The sequence below is a fragment of the Pseudomonas sp. Ps21-P2 genome, from assembly GCF_039672565.1.
Taxonomy (GTDB): Bacteria; Pseudomonadota; Gammaproteobacteria; order Pseudomonadales; family Pseudomonadaceae; genus Aquipseudomonas.
In genome coordinates, this window is record NZ_JBDFPL010000005.1 from 123,176 (window position 1) to 149,070 (window position 25,895).

Here is a 25,895-nt window from a genome sequence, read left to right on the forward strand (position 1 = left end):
ACAATGAACACGCTGATCGAGGTCCGTGACCTCTCGAAAACCTTCACCCTGCACCAGCAGAACGGCGTCGTGCTCAACGTGCTGCGCGGCTTGAATTTCTCCGTCGGCGGCGGCGAATGCCTGGTGCTTCACGGCCATTCCGGCGCGGGCAAAAGCACGCTGCTGCGCACCCTGTACGGCAACTACTTGCCGGCCGGCGGCAGCATTCGCGTGCAGAATCAGGGCGAATGGCTGGAACTGGTCGGCGCTGCGCCCCGGGAGGTGCTGCAAGTGCGCCAGCACACCCTCGGTTACGTCAGCCAGTTTCTGCGGGTGATTCCTCGCGTCGCCACCGTCGACGTGGTCATGGAACCGGCGCTGGCCCGTGGCTGGAAGCGCGAAGACGCCCAGGCCCGCGCCGAGCATCTGCTCGCCCGGCTGAACATCCCGCAGCGCCTGTGGCAACTGGCGCCGGGGACGTTTTCCGGTGGCGAACAGCAGCGCGTCAACATCGCCCGCGGCTTCATGGTGCCGTGGCCGGTGATGCTGCTGGACGAGCCGACCGCCTCGCTGGACGACGGCAATCGCCAGGTGGTCCTCGAATTGATCAATGAAGCGAAGAGCGCCGGCGCTGCGGTGATCGGCATCTTCCACGACCGACTGGCCCGGGAAGCGGTGTCCGACCGTCATCTGGACATGACCCCGCCCGACCTTGATCCGCAGGCCTCACTGGCATCCATGGCATCGAGCCCGAAGGAGACCGAACAATGCTGAACGAACAGATCCTGACCCACGCCAAGATCGTCACTGCCGAGCAGGTCTTCACCGGCACCGTGGTGCTGCGCGACGGTGTGATCAGTGAAGTCGACGACAGCATCAGCCAGCTGTCCCAGGCGCAAAACCTCAACGGCGATTACCTGCTGCCGGGGCTGGTCGAGCTGCACACCGACAACCTGGAAAAACACCTGAGCCCGCGCCCCGGTGTGGACTGGCCGTCGGCCTCGGCGGTGATGAGCCACGACGCGCAAATCATCGCGGCGGGCATCACCACGGTGTTCGACGCGCTGTCCATCGGCGACGTCAATCCCAAGGGCAAGCGCATGCAGCAACTGCCGGGCATGGTCGACGCGATCGCCAAGGCCAACGCCGCCGACATGACCCGCGCCGAGCACCGCCTGCACCTGCGCTGCGAGGTTTGCCACCCCGACACCCTCAGCGTGTTCCGCGACCTGGTCGAGCAGCCGCTGGTGCAGTTGGTGTCGGTGATGGACCATTCGCCGGGCCAGCGCCAGTTCGCCCTCGAATCCAAGTACCGTGAGTACTACATGGGCAAGTACCACCTGAGCAGCGAGCAAATGGACGCCTTCATTGTCGAGCAGGTCGCCAACTCCAAGACCTACAGCGACCGTTATCGCCGGGCCATCGTCGACATCTGCCTGGCGCGCGGGCTGTCGGTGGCAAGCCATGACGACGCGACACTGGCCCACGTCGAGGAATCGGCGGCCTATGGCATGAGCATCGCCGAGTTCCCGACCACCCTCGAGGCCGCGCAGGGCTGCCGGCGTCTGGGCATGAGCGTGTTGATGGGCGCGCCGAACATCGTTCGCGGCGGCTCGCACTCGGGCAACATCGCGGCGGCGACACTGGCCGAAGAAGGGCTACTGGATATTCTCTCCAGCGATTACTATCCGGCCAGCCTGTTGCAGGCGGCGTTCACCCTGGGCGCCCAGTTGGATGCAGCGGATGACTCGACAGGCGCCGGACTGGCGCGTGCCGTGACCACGGTGAGCCTGGCACCGGCCCGTTCGGCGGGCTTGCATGATCGCGGCGAGATTCGCGTCGGCCTGCGCGCCGACCTGATCCACGCCCGGGCTATCGGCACACTGCCAATCATTCAACAAGTCTGGCGACAAGCGAAGAGGGTGTTCTGATGGCAGGCAGGTTGATCTATATCATCGGGCCGTCGGGTTCGGGCAAGGACAGCCTGCTGGACGCGGCCCGCGAGGCGTTGGCTGCGCGGGACTGCCGCATCGTGCGTCGGGTCATCACCCGTTCGGCGGAAGCCAAGGGCGAAGCGGCCCAGGCCGTTAGCATCGAGCGCTTCGAGGCGCTGCAGGCCGAGGGGGCGTTTGCACTCGACTGGTTCGCCAACGGCCTGCATTACGGCATCCCGAAAGAGATCGATCAATGGCTGGCCGACGGGCACGACGTGCTGGTCAACGGCTCGCGCGGCCATCTGCCCCAAGCGCGGTCGCGGTATCCGTCGCTGTGGGTGGTGCTGCTGACGGTGGATCAATCGGTGCTGCGGGATCGATTACTCAGCCGGGCAAGGGAATCGGCCGAAGACATCGAAACCCGACTGGCGCGCAATGCCCAGTTTGCTGACGATTTGCAGGTTAATGACCCCGCGCTGATCGTGCTGGACAACTCCGGTGCGCTGGAACAAACCGTCGCCCGACTGTTGCAGCGACTGGAGCGAAACCCCGCATGCGCCTGACCCTGCTGGGCACGGGGGATGCGCGGCAAGTCCCGGTTTACGGCTGCGAATGCGCGGCCTGTCGCGCCGCCTACGCCGACCAACGCTTGCGCCGCCGCCCGTGTTGCGCGCTGGTGGAACTAGGGGAGCAACGCTGGCTGATCGACAGCGGCTTGCCCGACCTGACTGAACGCTTCCCGCCGCGCAGCCTCAGCGGCATCCTGCAAACCCACTACCACGCCGACCATGCCCAGGGCCTGTTGCACCTGCGCTGGGGCCAGGGTCTGGTCATCCCGGTCCACGGCCCGGTGGACCCGGAAGGGCTGTCGGACCTGTACAAACACCCCGGCATTCTCGATTTCAGTCAGCCCTTCATGCCGTTCGAAAGCCGCGCCCTGGGCGAACTGCAAGTCACCGCGCTGCCGCTGCTGCACTCCAAGCCGACGCTGGGTTACCTGCTGGAAGGCGGTGGCCGCCGCATCGCCTATCTCACCGACACCGTCGGTTTGCCCCACGACACCCAAACCTTCTTGCAGCGCCAGGCGCTGGATGTGCTGGTCCTCGACTGCTCCATGCCGCCGCAACCGCAGACGCCGCGCAACCACAATGATGTGAATGTGGCGCTGCAGATCATTGCAGCGGTGAAGCCCGATCAGGCCGTGTTGACCCATGTCGGGCATACGCTGGATGCGTGGCTGATGGAGCATGCCGCAGAGCTGCCCGACCACATTCGGGTGGCGCGGGACGCAATGGAGGTCTGAACGTTTGGCCAGTCGTCCTATAACCACCTGTCGCCCATGTCGGTTAAACCTCGGTCCGGCTTCAACTTTTCCCTGTCACGGCCGTTGCAAATGTAGCCCTACATTTCCTTCGGAGCTTGACCATGTCGTTGATTCCCCGCCGTATTGCTGGACGAATGACCTTGGGGATCCTGACATTGCTGATTCTCACGGCCGTCGCGATTTTCGCGGTCATGACCCTGGGGGGCAAACCCCAACTGGTGGCCGCCGGCACCGAGTCGGCGGAGCAGTCAGCCAGCGCCATTACCCGTCAGCTGGCGTTGCCATTGAGCCGCATCGAGGGGACCGCTGCCGCCATGGCGCTGCTGGCCGAGACACTGCCCCACGAAGAAACCCTGTACATGAGCAATTTCCCCGGCTTGATCGACAGCCAGGGGGATTCTGCCATCGCCGGTGGCGGCGTGTGGCCGGAGCCCAATGCCTTTTCCCCAGGCACCGAACGTCGCAGTTTTTTCTGGGCACGGGACGCCAGCAACCGACTGGGCTTCTCGGACGAATACAATCAGGCCAAAACGCCGCCTTATCAGGCTGAATCCTGGTACACCGGGGCCAAGTCCGCACCGGCGGGACGTTGCGTCTGGTCCGATGCCTATCAGGACCCGGTCAGCGGCGTGGCAATGACCACCTGCAGCGTCCCTTATCGGGCGCAGGGCGCGTTCGCCGGTGTCGCGACCATCGATTTGAAACTTGATGGTCTGGCAGCTTTCCTCAAAGAGAAAGGCGGCGTTACGGACGGCTACGCATTTGCGGTCGATCCTTCAGGGAATTTGCTGTATTTCCCCGATGCGAAGGGCACCAAGGGCCTGCTGACCATTACCGGTTTGAGCCAGGAACAACCCTGGTTGAAGCCGGTGGCTGATCAGCTCGCGAGCAACACTTCGGCCCTCTCGACCCTGAGGATTGAGCACGACGGTCGGCTCAACGGCCCGGCCTACGTCACCCTGGCGACCATGGCCGGCACGGGCTGGCGCATTGGGCTGGTGACCCCGGAAGCCCGCGTCGTCGGCCTGGCCAACCGCCTCACCGGACAGATTCTGTTGTTTCTGCTGCCGCTGCTTGGCGTGCTGCTGGGTCTGGCCTGGCTGGCCGGCAAGCGCCTGTTGGCTCAACTGGAGGAAACCACCGCGCAGATATCGAGTCTGGGGCAGGGCGGTCAGATCGATACTCAGCTGGCCATCGTGCGGGCCGACGAGATCGGTGCGTTGCGTGAGTCGGTCAACCGCTACGCCGGTTCCCTGCGCGACATGCTGCACCGCATCGCCGAAGAGTCGGTGTCCCTGGAACGCCAGGCCAACGAGCTGGCGCAGCTGTCCCAAGGCGTCGCCGAGCGGGCCGAATCCCAGCGTCAGGACAACACCTTACTGGCGACCGCAATCACCGAGATGTCGGCCAGTGCCAACGAAGTCGCCCAGAACACCACCGACTGCTCCGACACCGCCCGCCGTTCCCTGGGCGATGCGCAGAAAAGCCAGGATCAGGTCAACAGCAACAGCCAGTCCATCGAAGTGCTGGCAACGGACATTGCCGGCGCGGCGGGCGCGATCACCCAATTGGGCGATGACATCGAACGCGTGGGCAGCGTGCTGGAGGTGATTAAATCGATCTCCCAGCAGACCAACCTGCTGGCCCTGAACGCCGCCATTGAAGCGGCGCGCGCTGGCGAGCAGGGCCGTGGCTTTGCGGTGGTGGCGGATGAGGTGCGCACGCTGGCCGGGAGAACCCAGGCCTCGGCGAACGAAATTCAGGAGATGATCTCGCAACTGCGTCAGGCCTCCAGTGCGGCGGTCTCGACGATGCAGAACGGTGCCCATCGCACCCGTGAGTCGGTGCAGCAGGCGGTCAATGTTGCCGCCACACTGGGCACCACCGTCTTCAGCTTCGACGACATCGTCCAGCGCGCCCATCAAATCGCCGTGGCCGCCCAGGAGCAGAGCCACGTCACCCACGAAATCAACGAGCTGGCGGTGCGCATCCACGCCTCCAGCGAACAAGGCGCCCGGGATGCCGGCACCCTGCGCGAACTGGGCAAAGGCATGCAGTCGATCTCCGGTCGTCTGGGTGCGTTGAGCCGCGGAGGCAGCCAGGGCTGAGGCATCTTGCGCGCTGGTTAGGCCGGGCGTGAGCACGATCAAATCTTCAGCGTCCGACACGCCGTCTTCGTGAGCAAGCTCACTCCCACAGGGATGGTGGTTGCCAAGAGATTGATGGCGTCCACACCGGCCTCTTCCCGGCTAAAGCCGGTCCCACTAACAGCAGCGCGTACAGTCCGTGAGACCGGTTTTAACCGGGTCTGAACGCAGAGCGTAGGCACGATCAGAGATGCGGCCTGTAGGACCGGCTTTAGCCGGGAAGAGGCCAGTTTGAACACCACAAGATTTGCTGCGTGACGCCTTGCGCTTTCCCGGCTAAAGCGTGTCCTACCAACAGCGCCATCTATCTGCTTTTGATCTTCGTACGCAAAAGGCTCAGTCACCGCCAATCGCGACTTGGGTGCAGGCTGAACGCAGGTCTCGTGGAGTGGGCCGAGCCGCATGGATGCGGCGAGAGCGCCGTCAGGACATGGATGTCCGTTCGGCGCGGGCCCACGGAGCGAGACCGGAGTGAGGGTATTCCGACGAAGGAGGAACCCAACTAGGAGCAGGCACCCTTGGTTACTTGGGGTGCTTTTCCAAGTAACTCGCCGAAGGCGAAATAGTCTGCCCCCAGGCAGACGCCCTTGATCTTGATCTGGCTCTAGATCTCGATTTGGCTTCAAGTCTGGCCGCGGCAATTAAGCACATATCTCCAATCCAGCCCCGCCACGAGCGACTACGCTCAACCTTCCCCCCGCACCCTATCCCGAGGACCGCATCCCATGACCACCCTGACCCTGAAAGACGGCACCGAATTCTTCTACAAAGACTGGGGCACCGGCCAGCCGATCGTCTTCTCCCATGGCTGGCCCCTCGACGGCGACGCATGGGATGCACAAATGCTCTTCCTCGGCCAGCACGGCTACCGCGTCATCGCCCACGACCGCCGTGGCCACGGCCGCTCCGGCCAGACCTGGGACGGCAACGACATGGACACCTACGCCGACGACCTCGCCCAACTGTTCGAAGCCCTCGACCTCAAAGACGCCATCATGATCGGCCACTCCACCGGCGGCGGTGAAGTCGCCCGCTACATCGGCCGTCACGGCACCGCCCGCGTTGCCAAAGCCGTCCTCATCGGCGCCGTGCCACCCCTCATGCTCAAAACCGACGCAAACCCCGAAGGCCTGCCGATCGACGTGTTTGATGGCATCCGCGCCGGCTTCACCGCCGACCGCTCGCAATTCTTCAAGGATCTGGCCGTGCCGTTCTTCGGCTTCAACCGCGACGGCGTGAAAACCTCCCAGGGCGCCATCGACTCGTTCTGGTCCATCGGCATGCTCGGCAGCGTCAAGGGCGAATTCGATTGCATCAAGGCGTTCTCGGAAACCGACTTCACCGAAGACCTGAAAAAGATCGACGTGCCAACCCTGATCCTCCACGGCGATGACGACCAGATCGTGCCGATCGTCGCGTCCGGCTACAAGAGTCACGAGTTGGTAGAAGGCTCGACATTGCACGTGGTCGAGGGTGGTTCCCACGGCATGTGCACGGTTCAGGCGGAAGAGATCAACGGGATTCTGCTGGGCTTCATCAAGGGCTGATCAGCCTGTCCGGCAAGGACTGGCGGTCTCGGGGCTGGAGGCTGCCAGGCGTTTCATGAGGCGCTGACAGCTCAGCCCCAGGGCGTATTCAGCCGCCGGTCATGTTCATGAAGCGCACCACCTGCACGTCATCGTTGAGCTCGAAGTTGTGCTTCCACGGCTTCAATTGCATGGCGTTGACGATGGCTTTCTCGAGCTTGTCCGGCTGCCCCGGATTGGCCCGCAGCACGGCTTTCAGATCGGCCGAATGCTCGTTGCCCAGGCACAACAGCAAACGACCTTCCACCGTGACCCGAACACGGTTACAGGTTGCGCAGAAGTTGTGGCTGTGGGGCGAGATGAAGCCGATGCGGATGTGCGGCGCTTCAGCCACTCGCCAGTAGCGCGAAGGCCCGGACGTGGTTTCAGTCGAGTGGACCAGGGTGTAGCGCTCGGCGATGCGCTCACGCACCTGCTCGCTGGAGTAGAACGACTCGGCGCGGCTGTGCTCGCTGATCGTGCCCAGCGGCATCTCTTCGATGAAGGTGATATCGACGCCGCGATCGATGGCGAAGGCGACCAGATCATTAATCTCGTGGTCGTTGCGGCCTTGCATCACCACGCAATTGAGTTTGGTGCGCTCGAAACCCGCCGCATTGGCAGCGTCGATCCCGGCGATGACCTTGCTCAGATCACCGGTGCGGGTCAATTCCTTGAAGCGCGCCGGGTCCAGGCTGTCGAGGCTGATGTTGAGGCGCTTGAGGCCGGCTTCGAACAGCGGCACGGCGAGCTTGTCCAGCTGCGAGCCGTTGGTGGTCATGCACAGTTCGCGCAGGCCGGGCAGGGCGGCGATGCTGCGAACCAGCCCGACGATGCCGGAGCGCACCAGTGGCTCACCGCCGGTCAGACGAATCTTCTTGGTGCCGAGCGCTACGAAACGCTCGGCCAGTTGATGGATTTCTTCGAGGGAGAGAATCTGCTGACGCGGCAGGAACGTCATGTCCTCGGCCATGCAATACACGCAGCGAAAATCGCAGCGATCCGTGACCGACATGCGGACGTAATCGACCTTGCGTGAATAGCTGTCCATCAGGACTCGATCTGACATTGATTAGTCTCACAACGTGACGCGTGGCAGAAACAGGGTGCGCGCCTGCAGCAACGAAGCGCGCGGCTGCAGCGTTAAATCTGGCGACCGGTCTGCTGCTCGATACTCGCTGCAGCGACGCCGGTGGCCGAAGCCTGAATGGCTTTCGAATAGGACACGTAATACGCGAGCCCGACGAAAATTGCACCCCCCACGGCGTTGCCCAGGAACACCGCGACGAAGTTTTCAACGAAATCGGTCCAGCTCAGTGCGTCGGCAAAGATCGCCGCCGGGATCACGAACATATTGGCGACGACGTGCTGGAAGCCGATGGCGACGAAGGCCATGATCGGGAACCACATGGCAACGACCTTTCCGGTCACGTCTTTGCTGGCGTATGACAACCAGACCGCCAGACACACCAGCCAGTTGCACCCAATGCCGGAAATAAACGCCTGGCTGAAATCAGCGCTGGCCTTGGCCTTGGCGATGGCCAGGGTCTTGGCCAGGTACGCACCTTCCGTCAGGCCCAGCACATGGCCGAAGAAGTAGGCGACGAACAGCGCGCCCAGCAGGTTGGCGAAGGTGACCAGCGCCCAGTTCCGAGCCACCGCCGACAGCGGCACCCGACCGGCAAACATCGCCGTCGGCAGGCTCATCATGTTGCCCGTGAGCAGCTCGCCGCCGGCGAGGATCACCAGAATTAGACCCAGCGGAAACACCGCCGCGCCCAGCAGGTTGCCCAATGAGGCCCACTGCGGCGGGATCATCGTGCTGACATGGATGTCCAGCAAAAAGCCCAGGGCGATGAACGCCCCGGCGAGAAAGCCCAGCACCAGGATCGCCGGGGTCGGCAGATGGGTCTTCTTGACGCCGGCCTCGATGGTGATCTCGGCGATCTGCTGCGGTGTATTGATGGACATAGGCTTTCAGGCTCACAAGCAATGAACCGCGCCACGACGGAATGAGCCATGACGCGAAAACGAAGAAGGGGTTCAAGCATCCAGTCTTGGTGCGCGGGAGTGTCAGCCGACACGGCGCCGATCTCTGATGGGCGCGCCGCTGCGACGTTAAACCGCATGGCAGAGGGCGCCCAAAAGGCCTGATCAATTAGTGAGCACGCTACCGATCGGGCTCTTGAGCGTCCAATCGCTTGTTCCGATAGGGTCATCGACGCTGTCTATCACGAGGGTTTTAGTCACAAGGCCAGCTCTGCAAATCAATGCGGTCGCGATCCCTGCGCTAGTCTTTGCTGTCTTTGGTGATGCTGCGCTCGTAGCGCTCCAGCAGCGGCTGAATGCTGATCCCGTGCAAAAGAATGCTCAGCGCAACCACCGACAGCGTCAGGCTGATGGTGGTGTGGACCGCCTCGGTCGGCAGGCCATGGGTCAGCGCATAGCACAGGTAATACAGCGTGCCGATGCCGCGAATGCCGAACCAACCCACCAGCGCTTTCTGCGGCCGAGTCAGTAATTTGCCACTGATCAGCAGCCACACGCTCAAGGGCCGGATCACGCAGAACAACGCCAGGCCCAGACCGACGGCGCGCCAGTCCCAGTAACTGGCGAGGGCCGCGCCGAGAAGGGTGATCAGCAGCACCTCCATGGCGCGCTCCACCAGGCTGCCGAACACCATCATGTCGCCCATCATCACGCCGGCGGCGAGTTGACTGTCGGACAGCGAATCACGGTCACCCATGATCGCCGACTCCGGATCGCTGTGGGTGTGTCCCACCACCGGAATGGCCACGTGTTCCGACGGCACTTCCGACTGGGTGGTGTTGGACTCGGCGTGACGCACGCCAATGCCCGCCGCGAACACCGCCAGGAATCCGTAGGCGCCCAGGCCTTCGGCAGTGACGTAGGCAATGGCAATCAGCGCCAGGGCGAGGAAGTCATTCGGCGACAGGGTGCTGTCGGCGTTCTTGATGCGCAGGTAGATCATCAAATGGCCGACGCCACGGCCCAGGCCGTAACCCAGCATCAGCCCGACGGGCACGCCCCAGATGATGTTTTTCAGCAGCCAGCCCTGGGTCCAGTCGAAATCCGAAAAACCGTGGGTGATGAACATCAGGGCGAAAATCACGAAGGGGAACGCTGTGCCGTCGTTGAGCCCGGCCTCACCGGACAGGCCGAAGCGCACCCGGTCCAGGTCCTGGGCGCTGTTGACCTGGACCAGCCCCGCCAGCACCGGGTCGGTGGGCGAGAGCATGGCGCCGAGCAACAGCGCGATCGGCCATGACAGGCCGAACACGTAATGGGCGGTCAGGCTGACGCCGGCAATGGTCGCCAGCATCACCGGCCCGGCCAGCAAATACGCCGAATGCCAGGCGCCACGGTGCAGGGGCAGGCGCAGCTTCATGCCGGTGTTGAACAGGGAAAACAGCACAGCGATTTCAGTCAGGCGTTCAAGCCAGTGGCGTGCATCGCGAACGTCGAGCTGCGCGATGTCCAGGCCCCAGGGCCCGATCGCGGCGCCAAACGCCAGACACACCGCCGACGTCGTGACCGGCAGCCAGCGCAGGTAAGAAGAAGTCAGTGCCAGCAGCATCAGGAGGACACCGAAGACGGTCATGCAAAGAATGAAACTCATGCGGATACATCATCAGTCAATGGGCGGGAATGACTGTGTGACTGTGAGAGGGGGGGATAGTTGAAATAAATGTGGAATGGATCCCGCGACCGGCGCACTGCCTTGCCTGTCGCCTGTCGCCTGTCGCTCGGTCTGACCCATACGTATTTCCCGACTAGACTGTGCGGCGCCCCCCCTTACTTGGACCAAGTCCCCATGGCCTTCGATTGGCACAGCGAATCGCTTTCCCGAGACACCCCTGTCACCCCGGATTACCGCAATACCCAGAACGTGCGCCGGTTCATGACCGCGCAGTGCGGGCCGGCCTTCAAGTTCGACCGCGACTTCATGGCCTGGATACGCAACGACAGCGCCAAGACCCTGGGCGATGTTGCGGATGAATGGCAGCGGCGCCACGGCAATACAGCCTGATGAGAGCGGGAGACAGCATGTTCAGATTATTTGGGGCCGACAGATCCGGCTCGGCCGCTATTGAGATCGCGCTCACGCTGTGCGGCGCCGATTACCGCTTGATGGGCGCAAGTTCATGGGAAGCCGGTGCAGGGCAGGACGAGCTGAAGCGCCTGAACCCGTTGATGCAGGTGCCGACGCTGGTCATCCCCGACGGCGGAGTGATGACGGAGAGCGCAGCCATTCTCACGCACCTGGGCCTGGCCTTTCCGCTGTCCGGCTTGCTGTCTTCAGAGGCCCTTGAGCGTGCCCAGCAACTGCGGGCCCTGGCGTACCTCACCACCAATTGTTATGCGTCCATCGGCCTGATCGATTATCCGGAGCGGTGGCTGCCTGACGCCGAGCCTGGCCAATTAGACCGATTGGTCGCAGGCGCACGGAGCAAGCTGCACAGTCAGTGGGAGGTGTTCGCCGATGTGTTTTACAACCCGGTGGCTTGGCATCCCCATGCCCCAGGCGCCGTCGAAATTCTCGCCTGCGTGGTCAGCCAGTGGAGTGGGGCGCGGGAACACCTCCGGGCATCCCGCCCCGAGTTTTATGGGTCCCTGGAAGTCGTCGATCATCACCCCGTTATCAAGGCGGTGCTGCAGCGGCACGGCTGGTGAGGTGAGATCAGCGGTTGATGAATCACAACGACGACTGGTTGCGCAGCTTCGCCGGGCTGATGCCCATGCGCAGCCGAAACGCCGTTGCCATATGCGCCTGGGAGCTGAAGCCGCAGGCGTGGGCGATCTCTGCCAGTCGCGCGTTTGAATCGCGCATCAGGGCCCGGGCCTTCGCCATACGCCGGTCGATCAGGTAACTGTGCGGGCTCCTGCCCGTGGTGTGCTTGAACGCCCGAATGAAATAACCCTCGGACAACCCCAGCATCTGCGCCATGGCCTGCACCCCCAGCGGGCCGTCGATGCCGGCGTCGATGAACTCATCGAGTCTGCGCATCCGGCTGCCGTTGATCGAGCCTTGCAGCGGCGCGTCGAAAGCGCTCTTGTTATCGGCTCGTTCAGCAAGGGCCAGCGCCCAGCCCTCCCAGTCATCCGCCGCCGAGCGCTGCAACAATGCCGCGCGCATCCTCATGGCCAGGGTGATCGACTGAGCATCGATGCGGTTGTTGAAAGCGTGATCCCCCTTCAGAGCAAGCCCGTCGGTGCGCAGCAGCCGCAGGTATTCACCGCCCGCGGGCGACTCCGATAACACGTCGCACCCGGCGGGCACGAACGCCAGGCCGTTGGGCACTGCGTCGAAGGGCTGCACCCGGTCGCTGCCGATGGCGTGCAGACCACGCTGGCTTTCGAAGGCAAAGCCGATCGCCGCCTGGGTCGCCACGTAGCGCGTGGCATAACCGGCGGCAGGCAGCAATTCGATCATCCACGGGCCTGCTTCGACACGGCGAACCGGTTCAGACGGGAGCGGGTGGGGCGGGCGTTTTGTCGGTGTCATGGCCCTCATAGTAATCAAGTGATCCAGCAAAAGTCAGGTCAGTTTTTTGAAAGCCGGCGGGGTGAGCGTCTGCCTAGACTGGGCCACATTTTCGAGGAGACAGCCCATGCACGGACTGACACGGGACGATATCGAACAGGCCGCTCGCCAGGTGTACGAGGTCATGCCGGCCACCGCCCAATACCCGTGGCCGTTACTGGCCGAGCGGCTTAACAGCACGGTGTGGGTCAAGCACGAAAACCACACGCCCACCGGAGCGTTCAAGGTGCGCGGCGGAATTACGTTCATGCACTGGCTCAAGCGCACGTACCCGACCGTCAGAGGCATCGTCACGGCGACGCGGGGCAACCACGGTCAGAGCCTGGCGCTGGCCGCCACCGCGCTGGGCTTGAGTGCGTCGATCGTGGTGCCCGAAGGCAACTCGCCGGAGAAGAACAACGCCATGCGTGCACTTGGCGGCACCGTCATCGAATGCGGCCGGGATTTCGACGAAGCCCGGGAAGAGGCCGCGCGGCTGGCGGATCTGCATGGGCACTACCTGGTCCCGCCATTCCACATCGAGTTGCTCAAGGGCGTGGCCACCTATGGGCTGGAGTTGTTCAGGGCCGCGCCCGATCTGGACACTGTTTACGTGCCGATCGGCTGTGGGTCGGGCATTTGCGGCGTCATTGCCGCCCGTGACGCGCTGGGCCTGCAGACCCGGGTGGTCGGTGTGGTCTCCACCGAGGCAGCGGCCGCCAAATGGTCGTTCGAGGAAGGCACTATTTTGCAGACCCCGTCGGCGAACACCTTCGCCGACGGCCTCGCCGTACGCCGGCCCATTCCTGCGGCCTTCGCGATCTATCGAACCGGGGCGGAGCGCATTGTCGCCGTCAGCGAGGAAGAAATCGCCGAGGCCATGCGCGTCTATTACACCGACACCCATAACCTCGCGGAGGGCGCAGGGGCCGCTGCACTGGCGGCGCTCATCCAGGAACGCCGGGCCATGGCAGGGAAGAAGGTCGGTGTCATTCTGTCCGGGGGGAATGTGGACCGGGGGGTGTATGCGCGGGTAATAGGCTGAGGCGGCAAGCTGCAAGCGGTTCAGCGGCGGCCGTTCAGCGGGGCAGTGGGTGGAAGATGTAATCGTCGCTGGGTGAGTCAGCCAGGGGCACGGACTGAGCGTGGAGATAAGCCCTCAACCCCGGGTCTTCTGCCTTGATCTGCCAGGCTTGAGCAGCGGGGCCGGCATTGACCTCAGCGCTTTCGCAGGCGGCGAGCAGTGTTTCGACCGAGGGCTGGTGAATCACCAGACCGTTGCCTTTCCAGCCGGCGACGGTCAGGCCCAGGCTTTCGCACACTGCCACTTTGCGCCGGGCATCCTCGCGGTCGGTCTGGCGGGATTGCTGGACCAGCATCGCCAACCCCTGATCCGAGGCCAGCAGGCTGCCCTGTTGCCAGCTTTCCGGCGGGCAGTCCTTGGCTTCAGGTTTCAGCTCAATGAAAGGACTGATCTCCATCGGGTAGATCCGGCACACCAGCGGCCGCTCAAGATACACCGAGCAGAGCCCGTCTTTTTGAAGGTTCGGGCATTCAGGAATCGCGTTGGCCGCCAGAATCACCGTCACCCGCAGCGTACCCGAACCGCCGGTGACCGGCGCGGATCGCCCGGCGTTGTAGGCATATTCGGGTGAGTCGACCGGCCAGAGTGAATCGTCGAATGCCTCAAGCAATACCCCGACAGGATCGCCGCGTTTCAGCCAGGTCACGGCTTCGCTCAGGGTCAAAGGCACGAAGCGGCCACGGCAGCACCCCCCACAGCCGACGCATTCGAAACGGACGTCGGCGTCTATCGCGAGGCCTTTGGCTGTGGCGATGACGCCTGATCCTCTGATGTCCATGTGACCTGCGTCCCTTTTCATTGAGCGGTCAATCATAACGGGATGTGCGCGATCAGTCAGTGGAGTCGGCTTCAGCCGGGAAGAGGCCGGTCTCGGTATATTCAATTCCACCGGGTCGCGTAAGGCCCGATGCAAAGCAATGCCCGATATCCTGGAGGTCACTCCTTGGGCTCAACTCATCCAGTTACCGCCATCAACGTTGTAGGTCTGGGCGACGACATAATCGCTCTCGGCCGACGCCAGAAAGATCGCCATGCCGGTCAGGTCCTGGGCAGTGCCCATGCGGCCGTAGGGCACTTCGGCACCGACGAGCCGCTTCTTCTCGCCCAGCGGCCGGCCCTCGTGTTTGGCAAACAGCGCGTCCACACCATCCCAGTGCTCGCCGTCGACGACGCCCGGGGCGATCGCATTGACGTTGATCCGGTGCTTGATGAGGTTCAGTCCCGCTGACTGGGTCAGGCTGATGACCGCGGCCTTGGTCGCGCAGTAAACGCCCACCAGTGCCTCGCCACGCCGGCCGGCCTGGCTCGCCATATTGATAATTTTGCCGCCATGACCCTGGGCGATCATCTGCCTGGCCGCCGCCTGAAGGGTGAACAACGTGCCGGCCACATTGATGGAGAACAGCCGCTCGTAACTCTCGCGGGTGATGTCCGTGATGGGCGCCAAATCAAACAATGCAGCGTTGTTGATCAGGATATCCAGCTTGCCGGTGGTGGCGACGACGGCCGCAATGGCCGCGTCGATGGACGATTGATCGGTGACATCCATCCTCACCGGGTAGGCACTGGCGCCCAGTTCGGTGGCGGTCTGGGTCGCGCGCTCCAGATTGATGTCGGCGATGGCCACTGTCGCGCCTTCGCGAATGTAGGCTTCGGCGTAGGCACGCCCGATACCCCGGGCTGAACCTGTGATCAGTGCGCTTTTACCTTCGAGTCGTTTCATTGAAAGAGTCATCCGTTATGCAGAAAGAGGCGGCAGCGGGCTGCCGACAGGGCATTTATTTTTTCGGGTAACCGGCGCGTTTCAGTTCCCGCTCCGTCGTCGACTGCGCGGCCGCCAGGGCTTGCTCGACAGTGGTCTGGCCGGTGAGCGCGGCCGAAAAGAGTTTGCCCACGGACGTGCCGATCGCCTGGAATTCCGCGATGGTCACGTACTGGATGCCGACGTAGGGCACAGGCTGGGCCGACGGGTGTGTCGGGTCGGCGTGCTTCATCATTTCCAGTGTCACTTTGGCGAACGGCGCGGCCTTGAGGTACGCGTCGCTGTAGGTGGAGGTGCGGGTGCCTGGCGGCACGTTGGTGATGCCATCCTTCTGCGCGACCAGCTGGATGTATTCCTTGGAGGTGGCCCAGGTGGTGAACGTCTTGGCGGCATCTTTGTGTTTGGAGGTCGCGGGGATCGCCAGGGACCAGGCGTACAGCCAGGACGAACCCTTGTCGGTCACTTCAACGGGCGCCGGGGCAAAACCCACGCTGTCCACGACCCGGCTCTGTTCTTTGTCGGTGGTGAACGAGCCTGCCACGCTGGCATCGACCCAGATTGCGCATTTGCCGCTGTTGAACAGCGCCAGGGTTTCATTGAAGCCGTTGCTGGAGACGCCGGGCGGGCCGTAGTTTTTCAGCGTATTGACGTAGAAGTTGGCAGCGGCCGTCCACTCGGGGCTGGTCAACTGGGGTTGCCATTGTTCGTCGAACCAGCGGGCGCCAAATGCGTTGGCCACGGTGGTCAGCAAGGCCATGTTCTCGCCCCAACCGGCCTTGCCCCTCAGGCACATGCCGTACTGACCTTGATCCGGGTGATGCAGTTTGGCGGCGAACTCGCCGAGCTGGGTCCAGGTCGGGCGCTCGGGCATGCTCAGCCCGGCCTGTTTGAACAGGTCGGTGCGGTAGTAGGTCACCGTGCTCTCGCCATAGAAGGGCAATGCATACAGGGTGGCGTTGACCGACAGGCCCTGGCGCACGGACGGGATGATGTCGTCCAGGTCGTAGCTGGCCGGCAAATCCTTCATCGGTTCCAGCCAGCCTTTTGCGCCCCACAACGGCGTCTCATAGGTGCCGATGGTCAACACATCGAACTGGCCGCCCTGGGTGGCGATGTCGGTGGTCAGTCGTTGGCGCAGGACGTTTTCTTCAAGCACCACCCAATTGAGCTTGATGTCCGGGTGCTGCTCTTCGAATACCCTGGAGAGCCGCTGCATGCGGATCATGTCGTTGTTGTTGACGGTGGCGATGGTGATCGTCTCGGCAGCCTGACTGATGCCCGCCAGGGACAGACCGGCAGACAGCAGCAGCGCGTGATGGGTGATCTTCATGGTGATCTCCATTCCACGCCGGTGGCGCGGAATCGTTATTGTTGTTTTTGAGCACTACCGGTCCCTCTGACGTCTCACTTCGGGGCAGTGGCGTGCCGATTACAGCAGCTCGCACGCGCTGCAACAAACACGCTGAGGATGTCCCACTGATGCTTTTTTAACCGTGCAGCCCAGCCGTGCGCCCGGCTAAAAAAGTATCAGCGCGCAGTGACAGGCGAGGTGGAGCAGGGGGAAGCAAGAGGGGTATGGTGTGTGGACGCTCGCGCCAACAACGACAAAAAAGGGGCAGACATGCCTGAAAGCCGAACCGCCTTATTCGAGCAGCTGCCTGCCGAGCTGGAAATCATCCTGCCGGCGCCCCAGCAGAGTTTTCGCTGGTACGAGCACGACTATCCCTATCCGCTCGCGCGGTGGAATCATCATCCCGAGTACGAAATCCATCTGATCCGCAAAGGCAGCGGCAAACTGGTGGCGGGCGATTACATCGGCGCTTTCGGCCCCGGCCATGTCGCGCTGATCGGCCCTGATCTGCCCCATGACTGGATGGGCGATCTGGCGCCGGGGGAGCACCTGCAAGGCCGGGACGTCGTGCTGCAATTCGACGGCGCTACGTTGCTGGCGCTGCGCGAGACGCTGCCTGAACTGGGCGAATTGCAGGGGTTGTTTGACCGCGCCCGCCGCGGGCTGGAATTTACCGGCGGTACAGCAATTCAGGCGGCGGAGCTGCTTGAACGCATCGGCATGGCGCAGGGGTTGCCGCGCCTGCTGCTGTTTCTCGATCTGCTCAACATCCTGAGCACAGCGCCTGCCCGTGAAGCTCGCACGCTGGCGAGTTCGTGCTACGCGCCTGCTCTGGATGCCAAAAGCGCCGAGCGGGTTCATCGGGCGTTCGACTACCTGCAACGGGAGCTGACGGGGGATATTAGGCTGTCTGTGATCGCCGAGCGACTGCACATGAGCGAGCCGGGGTTCTCGCGGTTCTTCAAGCGCGCGACGGGCCACGGGTTTATCGACCTGATGCGCAAGCTGCGCATTCAGAAAGCCTGCCGGTTGTTGCTGCAGACACAGATGTCCATCGCCGATGTCTGTTTTGAAGTGGGTTACATCAACCTGTCGAACTTCAACCGACACTTCCGCTACGAGATGAACCAGACGCCGACCGACTATCGAAGAGGCACGGCAGCGACATTGTTCAACTTGAACACGTCGAAGGCGTCTTAGTTATTCTTCATCACACCTTCTATCGAATGTCGCAAGCGAGGCACGGTTGGACAGATTGAACGCACTGGGCGGGCTGGAAATTTTTGTCCAGACAGCACAAACCCAGAGCTTTGTTGCCACCGGACGCAGTTTGGGCATTTCTGCTTCTGCGGTGAGTAAAAGCATCTCCCGGTTGGAGGCGCGGATGGGGGTGCGGCTGTTTCAGCGGAGCACTCGCACCGTTCGCCTCACCTCGGAAGGCGAGGAGTTTCTGCAGCGGTGCCGGCGCATCCTCGACGAAGTCCAGGCCGCCGAAGACCACATGTCCGCGATGACCGGGCGCCCGCGAGGTCGGTTGCGCGTCGGGCTGGCCCTGGCGGGAGGGCTGCCGCTGCCGGTTATCGCCGATTTCATGCAGGCCTACCCTGAGATCGAGCTGGACCTGGACTTTACTGACCGGCTGGTGGATGTGATCGAGGAGGGGTTCGACGTCGTCATCCGGGGCACCGATCTAAGCGACTCCCGGCTCAAGTCCCGGCCTTTGGGCCCATACCGCGCCTGCATCGTCGCCGCGCCTGGGTACCTCAACGCTCACGGTGTGCCGTCCAGCCCCGCAGACCTGCTGGACCATGCGTGCCTTCACTACCGCTGGCAGAATTCGGGAAAGCTGTATCAATGGCCTTTCAAACAGACCGCCGCCCGGTCAACCGTGGGTCAACTGCCCGTCGCCATGATCTGCAGCGATGTCGCTGCCTTGCTGTACATGGCCAAAGCGGGTCGCGGGATTGCGTGTCTGCCCGATTTCGCGGTCCGGGATGCGGTGGCAAACGGGCAGCTTCAGACGTTGCTCCCGACGCACCTGACAGGCGCGAGCACCTTTCATATTGTCTGGCCGAGCAGCCGGCAAATGGCGCCCAGGGTCAGGGTTTTCGTGGACTTCGTCGTCGCTCATTTTGCCCGCGGCCTGGTGATTGAAAAGGCTGGCTAAGCCCGGCCGTTTCTTTACCCATTGCGGACACATTCGTCACCTATGCATGGACGCTTGACCCTCTTAATCGTCTACCTGAGAACGCCTACTCTGTTTCACCAGCGCGTTGTGCCTCTGCGCGATCTCCCGCTCGCTCCGGCAATGCAGGACTCGCAGGTGCCTCGCTCGTCACTTTCATGAACAGAGGAACGCTCAATGACTCATAAAATCCGCGTCGGCATCATCGGCACCGGCGGGTGGGCGCGCTACGGACACATTCCTGCCCTGCAATCCCTTGACGCATTCGAGGTGGTGGCGCTTTCCGGTCGTGACCTGCAAAAGGTGCGCGGCTATGCCGATGATTTCAAGATCCGCCACGCGTTCGACAACGCCGATGAACTGGTCAGCCATCCCGACGTTGACCTTGTGGTGGTGCTGGCGCCCACGCCCGAACACGGTCGGCTTACCCAAAAGGTGATCGAGGCGGGCAAAGACGTGTACTGCGAATGGCCGCTGTCCACTACCACCGCGCAATCGGAGCAGATCCTGGAAATGGCCAACGCCAGAGGCATCAGCCATATCATCGGCCTGCAGCGCCGCTTCTCGCCGAGTTCGCGGTATTGGCACGACCTGATCCGGCAGGGTCACATCGGCAGCATCAGGGCGGTGCGAATGTCGGTGGGCGTGGACGCATTCGGTGCGGTCATGCCGGCATTTGCCAAGTGGGCGGTCAACACCGAAAACTTCACCCACCTGTTGTCGATCTACGGCGGGCACTTTCACGACATGCTGTTTCATGGCGTTGGCTTCCCACAAATGCTCGCGGCGGTTGCGCAGACTCAATTCCCGGTCACCACAATTGAGGAAACCGGCGAGCAGATTCCCTATGACGCCCCGAACGAAGTCATGATCATCGGCACGCTGCCTGGGGGCGGCTTGTTCTCGGTTCAGCTCGAGGGAGGCCAGGACCACAAAACCGGCCTGCAGATCGACATCACCGGCACGGAGGGCGCGCTGCGGATCACCAATCCGCGCGGTTTCCAGAACACTCACGACAATGCTATTGCGTCGATGACCGGCGGCAGCGACAGGTTCGTGGAATTGCCGATCCCTGCGCAATACCAGCCCCTTGACGTGTCACACCTCGATGCCAGTGCGCAGGACGTGGCCTACCTCTACGCCGCCTATGCCGAGGACAAAGCCACGGGCTCCAGCAACGCGACCCGCTTTGAAGACGCCCTCCGCCAGCATCGCCTGATCGACCGGATCACCGAAGCGTCCCGGACGTTCTTCAACGGGTGAGCCCAAGGCCGCTACTCATCGGCGCCTTCCGGCCATTCGGTTGTGTCAGTCAGCTTTGAACCACCTGGGGTGCAACGCGGGGAAGTGTTCACGCAACCGATCGGCAAAGGCATGGGAGGGCAGTCCTGCCCGGATGCCAGGCCGCTAATCCTGCGCCGACAGGTCTCGCTTGCCCAGCAACCAGCAGACCACGCCAAGCACCAGGGTCGCGAAGCCCAGCGCGGCAATGGTCGACGTCGGCGTGGTCAGGGTGTCGAGGATGACGAACTTCCGGCTCAGCGCCAGTAGCGCGATGAGAATCACCACGGCGATGATCAAACTGAGGGCGATGACCACCAGTTGCTCGAAGCGCTCGTAGGCACTCATCAACCGCCACTGGGCGCCCGGGTGCTTGACGGAAGATGGGTCGGATTTTGGGTGGTTGACGGCATTGCCGCGCATGATCTGGCCTCCTTCTCTCTCTCGCAGGCAGCAGGAGACTGGCTCCTGTCCGGTTCAAACCGAATACAGAAGCCCAAGATAGGGACCGCGCCGATGCTTTCAAGAGGAGGTGGTGCCCTGTCATGCTTTCAGGCAGATGATGGCCAAGTGCAGGGGCTGTGCGGGGGAACTTACGAATAATGACAAGGGGAAGAGGAAATACAGCGGCAACTGACGTCAGTCAGCGCCGCCAAACGCTGATATCAGGCTCGGTTCAGCGCCTGATTCACGCCTGTTCTTCTTGCTCTGCAGCATCATCATCGTGCTTGAGCGCGGGCTTCATGCCTGGCTGCGGTGCGTGCACGGCATCCGGTGCGACTTCTTCGCCGTGGTTCTTCTTTTCTTGCTGGACTTTTTTGTCGTGGGCGACATTGCGTGGATCGGTCATGGGAATTCCTTGATCTGGCAGATGATTCGAATGCTCGCCGACGCGACACGTTGGCCGTGAGCGTCGGGGCAAGATTTGGAGTCAAGGCCGGCGCCAGCGTTCAGTGCATTTCAAACCGCACTGACTGAGCCGCGCCGACTGGCCCGCGAAGACCCGGAAGCGCAGACGCTATGACCCGCGCACATGCCGACGATGCCTCAGCCTGCCAGCTGGGCAAACGATGGGTGGTTGTAGCAGAACAGACTCGAAGCAGGCTTCGGGCGGCCGTAGAGGTAGCCCTGGGCATAATCACATCCGCTGTTGGCCAGCCAGGACGGCAGATGGGGCAGGTGGAACTCCTCGACGCCTTCGGCCGTGACCTGCATTTTCAGGCTGCGCGCCATGCCCAGGATCGCTTCGACCATGGGCAGGTGATCGGTTTGCCCGGGTTCAAAGAACGACCGGTCTATTTTGATCTTGTCGATGGACAGGCGGGTCAGGTGATACAGGCTGGAATACCCGATACCGAAGTCATCCAGCGCCACCGTAATGCCGTGCTCGTGCAATTTGCTCAGGTTCTGCCGCGCCACGTCCAGATTGCCGACCAGGGCTTCCTCGGTGATTTCGACTTCGAAGCGGTGAAACGCAAACTGCTCTTGCCGCAGTTGCTCCAGCAACTGATCGGGAAACAGCGCGTCGGTCACCATGGCGGCGCTGACGTTCATGGACAAGCGCAGGTGATCGTCCCAACGATTCGCGGCGCGACAGGCTTGGCTGATCAGCGAGCGGGTCATGGCCGGGATCAATCCCAGGCGCTCCAGCACCGGAATGAAGTCGGCCGGTGTGGCGGTGCTGCCGTCGGGCTTGAGCCAGCGTGCGAGGACTTCAAACCCCACAACCTCCTGAGAAGGGAGCGCCACGATGGGCTGGAAGTAGGGCACGATTTCGTCTGCTTCAACCGCCCGTCTCAGTGCCAGTTCAAGGTCGGCCTGAGCCCGGCGCTGCTTTTCGTATTCGCTGTCGTAGAAGTTGTAGGTCGACCGTCCGTCCTTCTTGCCTCGGTACATCGCCGTGTCGGCGCAGTGCAGCAACGCCGAAGCCTCCTGTGCGTCGGTCCACGACCGTGCAATGCCAATGGTGGCGCCCAACGCCGAAGGCTCGACGGCGCCGGACAATGGCGCGCCAAGCCCGGACACAGCCGCCTCGGCGATCTGGCAGAGCTCGGCCTGGTGTTTGAACGTGAGAAACAGCAGGCAGAACTCATCACCGCCCAGGCGCACCGCCACGCCGCCGTTATCGTCGGCGATGGCTTCGAGCCTGCGCGCTATTTCCACGAGCACCGTATCGCCGGCGGCGTGGCCGTGCTGATCATTGACCGCCTTGAAGTGGTCCAGATCGATGAGCATGACTGCCGCAGGCCGCTTCAAACCGAGCTGATTGCGAACCATGTCCATGAAGATGCGCCGGTTGATCAGCCCACTGAGCGAGTCATAGGTGGCCAGGGTTTCAGTCTGCGCCTGTGCCTGTTTCAGTCCGCGGAAGCTGGACTGGGCGTTGGCGATCAGGCGTTTGAGCAGGATCGTCGGGATGATCAACGAGATCAGGGAAAACCCTGTGACAGTGAGGACGAATCGCCATCTTTCGGCGTCTTCAAAGTCAGTGTCATAGGGCAAGGCGAGCCAGCGCATCACCCAGGCTTCGAGCTCGAATTCCCACACGATGGAAAGTGCGATCACCGTGGACAGCGTGATCAACAGCAGTACAGGCAGGCGACACGGGTTGCGGCGGTGCAGGTCATTCATGTCAGGCCTCGCAGGGCCGAGAAAATAATATGTGATGTCAGACTGCCATACTGTCACATAGGTTCTGACCGTTGATCGAAGAATTACGCCCGGGACGCTGAACGGTATCTCCGCTCGAACGAGGAAAGGGCCGAACCATGTTCTGCCTCTCTGACAAAGCCTTGGGAGGAGGGCGAAAAACATCAACGAATCATCGGCAGCATGCTTTAAGGTGTCCCTAAAGGCTGACCGATGAGGTTGGTCCAGACATCCCGACCCAGCAAGCAGGAGCCACCCATGACGGATTCTCTGTACGACATTCCCCTCAAGCAAATCGATGGCACGCCGGCCACTCTGGGCCAGTACAAGGGCAAAGTGCTGCTGGTGGTGAACGTGGCTTCCAAATGCGGACTGACGCCACAATACGAAGGGCTTGAAAGCCTTTACCAAGGCAAGAAAGACGCCGGTCTTGAAGTGCTGGGCTTTCCGGCCAACAACTTCAAAGAGCAGGAGCCTGGCAGCGACAGCGACATCCAGTCGTTTTGCTCGACCACCTATGACGTGCACTTCCCGCTGTTTTCGAAGATATCGGTTGCCGGCGATGATACGCACCCGCTCTACCGCGAACTCACCGCCGCCCAGCCCGCTGCCACCGGCGACGGGCCGTTCCGTGAACGCCTCAGGGGCTACGGCATTGAAAGCGGCGCAGGCACCGACGTGCTGTGGAATTTCGAGAAATTCCTGATCGGGCGAGACGGCAAGGTGATTGGCCGCTTTGCGCCGGATGTGACGGCGGATGATCCACGGCTGACTGCCGCCATTGATGAAGCCCTCGCTGTTTAAAGCATGAACCATCCGCTGTTTGTTTCTCTGGATGGGCCAAAGGGGGTGGGTAAAACCACCCTCCTGGAAGCCGTGACGAAATCTGTGAGGGCTGACCACAAGAAAGTGATTCGGCTGTGCGAGAGCAAAAGTGACCCCCACCGGGGTGAAACAATGGCGCTCGTCAATCAACTCGTCAGACACCCCGACCGGGATCTGGAGTGGGAGGTGTGTAAGCGTCTTGCTGACAGCCGTGGCTGGATTTCCCGAAACGTCCTGACGAAGCAGACCGCCGACAGCATCATCCTTATGGATCGCTGGTACCCGTCCGATGCCGCCTTTCGCCGGCTGGTCCCGTTCGCAGAGATTTTGCAGTTGAACATTGATCGGGATGTGCGCGTGCCGGACTTGCACGTCGGGGTGGTCACTGCGGCGGAGATTTCATGGGGGAGGGCCGCCGCTCGACGCCGTGGGTTGAGCAGTACGGTGATTCACTCACTGGACGAACACGCTGCGTGCACCCAGGCGTTCGAGCGGGCGGTTTCAGAGAACGGCTGGGTGTTGTGTCGCAATGAAGGGCTGATCGAGGAGGCAACGAAGCAGGTGGTCTCGGAGATTGACAACGTGCTTCGAGGGTTTGCGCCGTGGAGCGTGCCCGTTTCAGCGTAATCCGGAATGCTTGGAGGTGACAGGGCGACAGCTTTGCACTGTCGCCTTGACCCGGATAGCTCGGGGTTAGCAAGGCGCACCCCTGAAGTGCGCGGCGTCGTCTCAAAACAACGAGATCGGGTAGTCGATAATGACCCGGTATTCGTCGGTGTCGCGCTGCATGTCGGTGCGGAACACGCCCTGGCGAACGGCGGTGCTCAGGCCTTTGGCGGGGCCGGATTGCACCACGTAGGCCAGCGTCGTGTCGCGGGTCCATTCCTTGCCGTCGGCGGCAGCGGTCTTGATGTGATCGCCATTGGTATAGACCGTCTTCAGCGACCAGCCCGGGAAGCCCATTCCGGCGAAGTCATAGGCGTAGCGCAACTGCCAGGCGCGCTCGCCGGCTCGCTGGAATTTACCGGACATGGTTTCCGTCATGAAGTAGCTGGTGGTGCCTGCGCCTTCGTTGAGCCAGACGGCATCGCTGCTGCCGTTGACTTGTTGGTAACCCGCAGAAACAGCGTGCGCGCCCAAGGTGTAAGTAAACAGCCCACTGGTCAAACGGCTGTCGACTTTGCCGCGGGTCACACCGTTGCCGTAATAGCCCGTACTGAAGTAATCAGGGTCATTACCGTTACGGCCATCGGAGCTGTTGTCCCAATGACGAATATCCGACGTTAAACGTCCCGGCCCCAACTGAAGACCATATAAGGCACCCAGAAAGTGCTGTTTGTAAAAGTTGGTCAAGTTGGCGTAATAGTACTGTAGGGTCAAATCAGGGGTGGCTTTGTATGAACCGCCGCCATACCAGAATTCATGGGAATAGGTGCTGCGCGTGGTATTGATGCCTGGATTGACCGGGTCAAACTTGGCATTCGACCCCGCGATCGAAAGACCTTCTTCATCGGTTGAACCGCGCTCTTTGACCTTGTCGATACGGCCGGCGGTGAGGGTCAGGTTATCGATCTCCCGCGACTCTACCTGGGCACCCTGAAAGGTTTGCCAGACCAGACGATCACTGGCGATCAGGATCGGCAGCTTCGGTTGCAGGGTGCCGTAACGGAACTCGGTTTTCGAGACCAGGGCCTTGAGGGTCATGCCGACGCTGCTGAAGTCGTCGACCGCACGGCCATCGCCGTCGGTAGGGAAGATGTTGCCCTGACGAGCGCTGCCGGTGGGGTTGTAGTGCACGCCCTTGCCTGAGTCCAGCTTGATCCCCAGCATGCCCACGGCGTCGACACCAAAACCGACGGGACCCTGGGTGAAGCCGGAGGCGAAGTTCAGAATAAAGCCCTGGCCCCACTCTTGAGTGTAATTAGGCGCTGCGGCGCCATCGCGGTTATCGGCGTTACTGTAGAAGTTACGAGCCAATAACGTCGTGTGGCTGTCATCGATTAAACCTGCTGCCATCGCATTGTGAGCGGCCAGCAAGCCGAGAATCCCCGTGGAGTATTTAATCAAGGTCATGATGCTACCTAATGCCGTTGCATGAAGTGTGGAATACCGTGCGATTGGCAGTGTTGAGCGTGCGCGGTAGTGCGCAGGAATAACCGATTACGGCGCTGAGTCAGCCCCTGTTATTAATTGCCCGCCGTTGCAGGCAGCGTTTCCTTTGCGTGATCTGTGTCACGTCTTGCTGTTCTCGGCACAGCGCAAAA

Annotated in this window: 25 protein-coding genes; 14 read left to right on the top strand and 11 right to left on the bottom strand. The window is 62.1% G+C overall.

Features of this window, described 5'->3' with window-relative positions:
- Nucleotides 1-3: 3 nt before the first annotated feature.
- The 6 genes from phnL (at nucleotide 4) to ABEH28_RS14295 (ending at nucleotide 6,931) form a co-directional block, all read left to right on the top strand.
- Nucleotides 4-753 (top strand): phosphonate C-P lyase system protein PhnL, encoded by a 750-nt coding sequence (gene phnL / locus ABEH28_RS14270; protein WP_346630293.1) that lies wholly within the window; start codon nucleotides 4-6, stop codon nucleotides 751-753.
- Entirely contained in the window at nucleotides 747-1,910 is a 1,164-nt protein-coding gene (locus tag ABEH28_RS14275; RefSeq protein ID WP_346630294.1) for an alpha-D-ribose 1-methylphosphonate 5-triphosphate diphosphatase, read from the top strand. Before phnL ends, ABEH28_RS14275 begins: the two co-directional genes overlap by 7 nt.
- On the top strand, nucleotides 1,910-2,476 hold the full coding sequence (gene phnN, locus ABEH28_RS14280; protein WP_346630295.1) for a phosphonate metabolism protein/1,5-bisphosphokinase (PRPP-forming) PhnN: 567 nt from the start codon (nucleotides 1,910-1,912) through the stop codon (nucleotides 2,474-2,476). The genes ABEH28_RS14275 and phnN overlap by 1 nt, the downstream gene beginning before the upstream one ends.
- On the top strand, nucleotides 2,467-3,216 hold the full coding sequence (phnP, locus tag ABEH28_RS14285; protein ID WP_346630296.1) for a phosphonate metabolism protein PhnP: 750 nt from the start codon (nucleotides 2,467-2,469) through the stop codon (nucleotides 3,214-3,216). The genes phnN and phnP overlap by 10 nt, the downstream gene beginning before the upstream one ends.
- 122 nt (nucleotides 3,217-3,338) lie before the next feature.
- Nucleotides 3,339-5,345, top strand: coding sequence for a methyl-accepting chemotaxis protein (locus tag ABEH28_RS14290; RefSeq protein WP_282370671.1), 2,007 nt, complete (start codon nucleotides 3,339-3,341; stop codon nucleotides 5,343-5,345).
- A gap of 764 nt (nucleotides 5,346-6,109) precedes the next feature.
- Entirely contained in the window at nucleotides 6,110-6,931 is an 822-nt protein-coding gene (locus ABEH28_RS14295) for an alpha/beta hydrolase (protein WP_346630297.1), read from the top strand.
- Between the two features lie 88 nt (nucleotides 6,932-7,019).
- On the opposite strand, the gene moaA is transcribed toward ABEH28_RS14295, so the two are convergent.
- From moaA to ABEH28_RS14310, 3 genes are all read right to left on the bottom strand, one after another.
- A complete protein-coding gene (moaA, locus tag ABEH28_RS14300) occupies nucleotides 7,020-8,018 on the bottom strand; it encodes a GTP 3',8-cyclase MoaA (protein WP_192174649.1) in 999 nt (332 codons plus the stop codon).
- A 74-nt stretch (nucleotides 8,019-8,092) separates the two neighbouring features.
- Nucleotides 8,093-8,920, bottom strand: a complete 828-nt coding sequence (locus tag ABEH28_RS14305) for a formate/nitrite transporter family protein (protein ID WP_192174650.1) — start codon at nucleotides 8,918-8,920, stop codon at nucleotides 8,093-8,095.
- Nucleotides 8,921-9,239: 319 nt separating this feature from the next.
- The gene (locus ABEH28_RS14310) at nucleotides 9,240-10,589 is read right to left on the bottom strand and encodes a sodium:proton antiporter (RefSeq protein WP_346630298.1); all 1,350 of its coding nucleotides are present in this window, start codon (nucleotides 10,587-10,589) and stop codon (nucleotides 9,240-9,242) included.
- Nucleotides 10,590-10,784: 195 nt separating this feature from the next.
- Here ABEH28_RS14310 and ABEH28_RS14315 point away from each other — a divergent pair, with 195 nt between their 5' ends.
- Both ABEH28_RS14315 and ABEH28_RS14320 read left to right on the top strand, forming a co-directional pair.
- Nucleotides 10,785-11,000: a DUF6434 domain-containing protein gene (locus tag ABEH28_RS14315; protein WP_346630299.1), complete on the top strand. Its 216-nt coding sequence runs from the start codon at nucleotides 10,785-10,787 to the stop codon at nucleotides 10,998-11,000.
- A 17-nt stretch (nucleotides 11,001-11,017) separates the two neighbouring features.
- Nucleotides 11,018-11,644 carry a glutathione S-transferase gene (locus ABEH28_RS14320; RefSeq protein ID WP_346630300.1) on the top strand — a complete coding sequence of 209 codons (627 nt, stop codon included), beginning with the start codon at nucleotides 11,018-11,020 and terminating at the stop codon, nucleotides 11,642-11,644.
- 22 nt (nucleotides 11,645-11,666) lie between these two features.
- Here ABEH28_RS14320 and ABEH28_RS14325 read toward each other — a convergent pair whose 3' ends face one another.
- A complete protein-coding gene (locus tag ABEH28_RS14325; RefSeq protein WP_346630301.1) occupies nucleotides 11,667-12,485 on the bottom strand; it encodes an AraC family transcriptional regulator in 819 nt (272 codons plus the stop codon).
- 97 nt (nucleotides 12,486-12,582) lie between these two features.
- Between ABEH28_RS14325 and ABEH28_RS14330 the strand changes: the two genes are divergently transcribed.
- Entirely contained in the window at nucleotides 12,583-13,539 is a 957-nt protein-coding gene (locus tag ABEH28_RS14330) for a threonine dehydratase (protein WP_346630302.1), read from the top strand.
- A gap of 34 nt (nucleotides 13,540-13,573) precedes the next feature.
- Here ABEH28_RS14330 and ABEH28_RS14335 read toward each other — a convergent pair whose 3' ends face one another.
- From ABEH28_RS14335 to ABEH28_RS14345, 3 genes are all read right to left on the bottom strand, one after another.
- Nucleotides 13,574-14,356, bottom strand: coding sequence for a YkgJ family cysteine cluster protein (locus ABEH28_RS14335; RefSeq protein WP_346630303.1), 783 nt, complete (start codon nucleotides 14,354-14,356; stop codon nucleotides 13,574-13,576).
- 171 nt (nucleotides 14,357-14,527) lie between these two features.
- Complete coding sequence (locus ABEH28_RS14340) at nucleotides 14,528-15,301, bottom strand: L-iditol 2-dehydrogenase (RefSeq protein ID WP_346626109.1); 774 nt, start codon at nucleotides 15,299-15,301, stop codon at nucleotides 14,528-14,530.
- Between the two features lie 55 nt (nucleotides 15,302-15,356).
- A complete protein-coding gene (locus tag ABEH28_RS14345) occupies nucleotides 15,357-16,670 on the bottom strand; it encodes a sugar ABC transporter substrate-binding protein (RefSeq protein WP_346626108.1) in 1,314 nt (437 codons plus the stop codon).
- 291 nt (nucleotides 16,671-16,961) lie between these two features.
- Here ABEH28_RS14345 and ABEH28_RS14350 point away from each other — a divergent pair, with 291 nt between their 5' ends.
- From ABEH28_RS14350 to ABEH28_RS14360, 3 genes are all read left to right on the top strand, one after another.
- Nucleotides 16,962-17,891: an AraC family transcriptional regulator gene (locus ABEH28_RS14350; RefSeq protein WP_346626107.1), complete on the top strand. Its 930-nt coding sequence runs from the start codon at nucleotides 16,962-16,964 to the stop codon at nucleotides 17,889-17,891.
- A gap of 55 nt (nucleotides 17,892-17,946) precedes the next feature.
- On the top strand, nucleotides 17,947-18,858 hold the full coding sequence (locus ABEH28_RS14355) for a LysR family transcriptional regulator (protein WP_346630304.1): 912 nt from the start codon (nucleotides 17,947-17,949) through the stop codon (nucleotides 18,856-18,858).
- Between the two features lie 195 nt (nucleotides 18,859-19,053).
- Nucleotides 19,054-20,139: a Gfo/Idh/MocA family oxidoreductase gene (locus tag ABEH28_RS14360; RefSeq protein ID WP_346626105.1), complete on the top strand. Its 1,086-nt coding sequence runs from the start codon at nucleotides 19,054-19,056 to the stop codon at nucleotides 20,137-20,139.
- A gap of 144 nt (nucleotides 20,140-20,283) precedes the next feature.
- Here the strand turns inward: ABEH28_RS14360 and ABEH28_RS14365 are convergent, their stop codons facing one another.
- The 3 genes from ABEH28_RS14365 to ABEH28_RS14375 all read right to left on the bottom strand — a co-directional run bounded on the left by ABEH28_RS14365 (nucleotide 20,284) and on the right by ABEH28_RS14375 (nucleotide 22,788).
- A complete protein-coding gene (locus ABEH28_RS14365) occupies nucleotides 20,284-20,505 on the bottom strand; it encodes a phosphate-starvation-inducible PsiE family protein (RefSeq protein ID WP_346626156.1) in 222 nt (73 codons plus the stop codon).
- A 340-nt stretch (nucleotides 20,506-20,845) separates the two neighbouring features.
- A complete protein-coding gene (locus tag ABEH28_RS14370; RefSeq protein ID WP_346626104.1) occupies nucleotides 20,846-21,007 on the bottom strand; it encodes a hypothetical protein in 162 nt (53 codons plus the stop codon).
- Nucleotides 21,008-21,204: 197 nt separating this feature from the next.
- Nucleotides 21,205-22,788, bottom strand: coding sequence for an EAL domain-containing protein (locus ABEH28_RS14375; RefSeq protein ID WP_346630305.1), 1,584 nt, complete (start codon nucleotides 22,786-22,788; stop codon nucleotides 21,205-21,207).
- Between the two features lie 276 nt (nucleotides 22,789-23,064).
- Here ABEH28_RS14375 and ABEH28_RS14380 point away from each other — a divergent pair, with 276 nt between their 5' ends.
- Both ABEH28_RS14380 and ABEH28_RS14385 read left to right on the top strand, forming a co-directional pair.
- Nucleotides 23,065-23,610: a glutathione peroxidase gene (locus ABEH28_RS14380; protein WP_346630306.1), complete on the top strand. Its 546-nt coding sequence runs from the start codon at nucleotides 23,065-23,067 to the stop codon at nucleotides 23,608-23,610.
- A 3-nt stretch (nucleotides 23,611-23,613) separates the two neighbouring features.
- The gene (locus ABEH28_RS14385) at nucleotides 23,614-24,258 is read left to right on the top strand and encodes a dTMP kinase (protein WP_346630307.1); all 645 of its coding nucleotides are present in this window, start codon (nucleotides 23,614-23,616) and stop codon (nucleotides 24,256-24,258) included.
- 102 nt (nucleotides 24,259-24,360) lie between these two features.
- Here ABEH28_RS14385 and ABEH28_RS14390 read toward each other — a convergent pair whose 3' ends face one another.
- A complete protein-coding gene (locus tag ABEH28_RS14390) occupies nucleotides 24,361-25,647 on the bottom strand; it encodes an OprD family porin (RefSeq protein ID WP_346630498.1) in 1,287 nt (428 codons plus the stop codon).
- Between the last annotated feature and the right edge of the window lie 248 nt (nucleotides 25,648-25,895).